This is a genomic window from Geomonas sp. (assembly GCF_056994735.1).
On record NZ_JBXKJL010000195.1, the window covers coordinates 1 to 4441 of the forward strand.

5 protein-coding genes are annotated in these 4441 nt (G+C 62.8%); all 5 read left to right on the plus strand.

Annotation, left to right across the window (positions count from 1 at the left end):
• A partial coding sequence (locus tag AC11W3_RS08695) for a thiamine pyrophosphate-dependent enzyme (protein ID WP_484092846.1) occupies positions 1 to 1265 on the plus strand: 1265 nt, incomplete at its 5' end.
• Positions 1266 to 1551: 286 nt separating this feature from the next.
• A complete protein-coding gene (locus AC11W3_RS08700) occupies positions 1552 to 2841 on the plus strand; it encodes a double-cubane-cluster-containing anaerobic reductase (RefSeq protein ID WP_484088989.1) in 1290 nt (429 codons plus the stop codon).
• A 2-nt stretch (positions 2842 to 2843) separates the two neighbouring features.
• Positions 2844 to 3608 (plus strand): acyl-CoA dehydratase activase, encoded by a 765-nt coding sequence (locus AC11W3_RS08705; RefSeq protein ID WP_484088990.1) that lies wholly within the window; start codon positions 2844 to 2846, stop codon positions 3606 to 3608.
• Between the two features lie 12 nt (positions 3609 to 3620).
• On the plus strand, positions 3621 to 4046 hold the full coding sequence (locus tag AC11W3_RS08710) for a rhodanese-like domain-containing protein (RefSeq protein ID WP_484088991.1): 426 nt from the start codon (positions 3621 to 3623) through the stop codon (positions 4044 to 4046).
• 120 nt (positions 4047 to 4166) lie between these two features.
• Entirely contained in the window at positions 4167 to 4355 is a 189-nt protein-coding gene (locus AC11W3_RS08715) for an FmdB family zinc ribbon protein (RefSeq protein WP_484088992.1), read from the plus strand.
• Positions 4356 to 4441 lie beyond the last annotated feature (86 nt).

A 4441-nucleotide genomic window follows, 5' to 3' on the forward strand; every position in this document is an offset into this window, starting at 1 on the left:
CGGGGTGCGGGGAAACACCGTACGCCAGGCTGGTCACCCAGCTCTTCGGGGAGAGGATGATGGTCGCCAACGCCACCGGATGCAGCTCGATCTGGGGCGCCTCTGCCCCGGTCAGCCCCTACTGCGCGAACGCACAGGGACACGGCCCCGCCTGGAACAACTCGCTTTTCGAGGACGCCGCGGAGTTCGGCTACGGCTATCACCTGGCGATCTCGCAGCGCCGCCGGCTTCTGGCGGACCAGGTGCGGCAAGCCCTGGCGGGGGGCGTCTCGGGAGAGCTCAAGGAGGCCCTGACGGGATGGCTGGAGGGAATGGACAGCGCGGAACTCTCCCGCACCCACGGCGACCGTTTGAAGGAACTGCTGCCGCTGGCGGGGGATAACGCGCTGCTGCGCCAGATCGCCTCCTCCCGGGATCTCTTCACCAAGAATTCGATCTGGATCTACGGCGGCGACGGCTGGGCCTACGACATCGGCTTCGGCGGACTCGATCATGTTCTCGCCATGGGCGAGGACGTGAACCTCCTGGTGATGGACACCGAGCTCTACTCCAACACCGGCGGCCAGTGCTCCAAGGCCACCCAGCTCGGCGCCCTGGCCAGGTTCGCCGCGGCGGGGAAAAGGACGCTGAAGAAGGACCTGGGCCGGATGGCGATGACCTACGGCTACGTCTACGTGGCCTCGGTCTCCATCGGGGCCGACAAGAACCAGACGCTGAAGGCCATCGCCGAGGCCGAAGCCTATCCCGGACCGTCGCTGATCATCGCCTACTCGACCTGCATCAACCAGGGACTGAGAAAGGGGATGGGCAAGTCGATCGAGGAGACCCTGCTGGCGGTCAAGTCAGGGTACTGGCCCCTCTACCGGTACAACCCGCTGCTCAAGGCGGAAGGGAAGAACCCCTTCATCCTGGAATCGAAGGAGCCAGACGGCTCGCTGCAGGCCTTCCTCTCCGGCGAGGTCCGCTTCTCCGCCCTGGAGAAGCTGAACCCCGAGGCCTCCCGCGAGCTCCGCGCGCAACTGGAGCAGGAGATCATGAACCGCTTCGACATCCTCAGGAACATGGCCGACTGGCAGCCGTCCAAAGGTGACACCCCGCCCAAGGGAGGGAGGAGCCACGACCATGTCCCGGCGGCAGGGGCTACCGAAGAGCCCGCGCCGGTTTGCATCACTGCCACCAGCGATCCCCGCTACAGCCGGCCCACCTCCCCGGAGGAGGCCTGCGACGACGGCCGCGCCGGCATCGACAAGGATGTGGAGAAGTGACCCTGAAGGTCCTGTCTTAGTGCTTCCTTCCACAATCGATTCCGTTGCCAACCAATGCCAAAAGCCCCTGCCTCCGCAGGGGCTTTTTTTATACTCCGGCCGCCTCCGTCGCAGGAACGGCGTCTCCGCCGCGATCCGCAATGATTCGCGCCCGGAGGGCGCTCCTACAGCAGACCCAAGCCCTATCGGCTTTAGCCATAGCAGAAGCCATATATATTGAAACAATCAATTTGACAGCACATGCAAAAACCCATATATCTGTGGCACTATCCATTAAGGGGGGACTATGAATGATTTCCAAGTGAAGTCGGACCCGGCACTCTGGGAGAAGCTGGGGATGGATGTGGCGCGCTTCTCCGGGATGCCGGGGATGCTGACCCAGGCATACCACAACATCTTCCTGTCCCAGAAGAACCGCCCGGCGACCATGGCCTACTTCGACGGGATGATCGAGAACCTCCACACCGGCCGCATCGAGGAGATCGTGGCCGTCAAGGAGAGCGGCAAGCCGGTCATCGGCACCTTCTGCGTCTATGTCCCTGAGGAGTTGGTCCTCGCGGCGGGGGGCGCCTGCATAGGCCTTTGCGGCGGCGCCCAAGGCTCCATCGCCGATGCCGAGAAGATCCTGCCGCGCAATATCTGCCCTATGGTAAAGTCCGCCTTCGGCTTCAAGGTCGGCAAGCTCTGCCCCTACTTCCAGGTGGTCGACCTGGTCTACGGCGAAACCACCTGCGACGCCAAGAAGAAGACCTGGGAACTCCTCGACCGCTACGTCCCCACGCACGTCATGGAAATCCCCCAGATGAAGCGGGAACGGGACAAGCACCTCTGGCTGGAGGAGGTGAAGGAATTCAAGAGTTCCGTGGACCGGATATACGGCACGGAAACGACCTTCGACGACATCGCCGGCGGCATCAGCACCATCAACGCCAAACGCGCCGCACTGCAGCGCCTGAACGCCCTGCGCCATCACAACCCCTCGCCGGTCAGCGGGAAGGACATGCTGCTGATCCAGCAGATCGCCTTCTACGACGAACCGGTGCGCTTCACCCAGTGGGTCAACGAGCTGTGCGACGAGCTGGAGCAGAGGGTCAGGGAGGGGGTGGCCGTCGCGCCGGCATCGACCCCTCGCATCATGGTTTCCGGCACTCCGATGGCCCTTCCCAACTGGAAGCTGCACAACATCATCGAGACTTCCGGCGCGGTGGTAGTCAATGAGGAGAGCTGCATCGGCACCCGCTACTACAAGGACCTGATAGCGGAAGGCTCTACCACGGTCGATCAGCAACTCGAGCGCCTGACCGAGCGCTACATGAAGATCGACTGTTCCTGCTTCACACCCAACGACGACCGCATCGACCAGGTGCTGAAGGAGTACCGCGACTCCGGCGCTCAGGGGATCATCGACTACTGCCTGCAGTTCTGCCACACCTACAACATCGAGGCGGTCAGGCTGCGGGAGGCCTGCGAGCGGAGAGGGATCCCCTTCATGGCCATCGAGAGCGACTATTCCCCCGACGACGTAGGGCAGCTGCAGACGCGGGTAGAGGCCTTTATCGAGCAGATCAGGGGCTGACCATGCAACTCGGGATCGATCTCGGCTCGCGTGCCATAAAATCCGTAGTCATCAGGGAGAAGGAGATCCTCTACCACACCGTGGTGGAGAGTGGCTTCCAGCCCCACCGCCAGGCGCTGCAGTACCTGGCCCGGCACCCGCAGGCCAAGGTGGTTGCCACGGGGTACGGCCGCCATCTCCTGCAGCAGCACGCACCAGTCCAGGTCATCACCGAAATCAAGGCCCATGCCCTGGGAGCCCGGCACCTTTTTCCGAAGTGCCGCACCATCCTCGATGTCGGCGGACAGGATTGCAAGGTCATCCGGTTGGATCAGCACGGCAGGGTAGCCAACTTCCAGATGAACGACAAGTGCGCCGCCGGAACGGGGCGGTTTCTTGAGATAATGGCGGTGTCGCTGCGTTATGAGCTGGAGGAGTTTGGCAGGGCGGCGGAGGAAGCCTGCGGGGAGAGTTGCATAAACAGCATGTGCGCGGTCTTTGCCGAGTCCGAGGTCGTCTCCCTCAAGAACAGCGGCGTGCCCCGCGCCGAGATCGCCCGGTCGGTCCACCTCGCGGTCGCCAACCGGCTCGCCGGGATGGTGGCCAAAGCCGGGTGCGGCGACCACCTGGTATTCACCGGCGGCGTCGCGCAGAACCGGACCATGGTGCAGTTGCTGGAGCGGGCCATGGGCGTGCCGGTGCTGGTGCCGGCTGAACCTTCAATTGTCGGCGCCCTGGGTGCCGCTTTACATGCCGGCGTAATGCCGGCTTTAAACTCACCGAAATGAAATGGAGATGCCATGAAGAGAAGAATCGGACCCGCCCTCCTGCTGACCCTGACTTTGGCAACGACGGCCATGGCTGGCAGCTACAACTATGTCGAACCCGCCCAGCTTAAGCAGTGGGTGCAAAGCGGAAAAAAGGTCTCCATAGTGGACATCCAGGTGCCGGACGAGTTCAGGAAACACCATCTCAAAGGGGCGATCGAAACCAACGCCTTTCCGGCCAAGTCGCAGGCGGAGAGACAGCGGCTCGACCCCGTGATCTCGAAGCTGGCCACTACCCAGGAAGACATCGTGATCGTCTGCCCGCGGGGGGGCGGCGGTGCCAGGAACACCTGGGATTATTTCAAACAGAAGGGGATCTCCGAGAAGAGGACCTACATCCTCGAGGACGGGATGCAGGGGTGGCCCTACAAGGAGCTGACAGTGGCGGGAAACAGGTGATCCTTAAATGGCGGAGCCACTCCCGGGGCCGCTGACGCTCCAGCCCCTCCCGAAGATTGACATCCTGAGCGGGAGGGGCTATTGTATTCAGGAATCTGAATACATTGGGAGGTGCACCTCATGCCGATCTATGAATACCACTGCACGACCTGCGGCCACCGCTTCGAGACCCTGCAGAAAACGGGGGCTGCCGCGAAACCCGACTGCCCGGCTTGCGGTTCGGCTGAAGTCGAGAAGGAAATGTCGACTTTCGCATCCACACATGGCTCATCCTCCGGGTCATGCTCGCCTTCGACCGGTGGCGGCTGAAGGTTCTGACGACGCCAGTTGGCGTCGACGCAGGGACGGCACCGGTGAATCCGACTTCCGGTGCCGCCCCCCCGCCTCACAAGCGT

Coding starts and splice junctions, on each gene's coding strand:
- AC11W3_RS08700 (WP_484088989.1), top strand. CDS start 1,552: ATGAATGATTTCCAAGTGAAGTCGGACCCGGCACTCTGGGAGAAGCTG.
- AC11W3_RS08705 (WP_484088990.1), top strand. CDS start 2,844: ATGCAACTCGGGATCGATCTCGGCTCGCGTGCCATAAAATCCGTAGTC.
- AC11W3_RS08710 (WP_484088991.1), top strand. CDS start 3,621: ATGAAGAGAAGAATCGGACCCGCCCTCCTGCTGACCCTGACTTTGGCA.
- AC11W3_RS08715 (WP_484088992.1), top strand. CDS start 4,167: ATGCCGATCTATGAATACCACTGCACGACCTGCGGCCACCGCTTCGAG.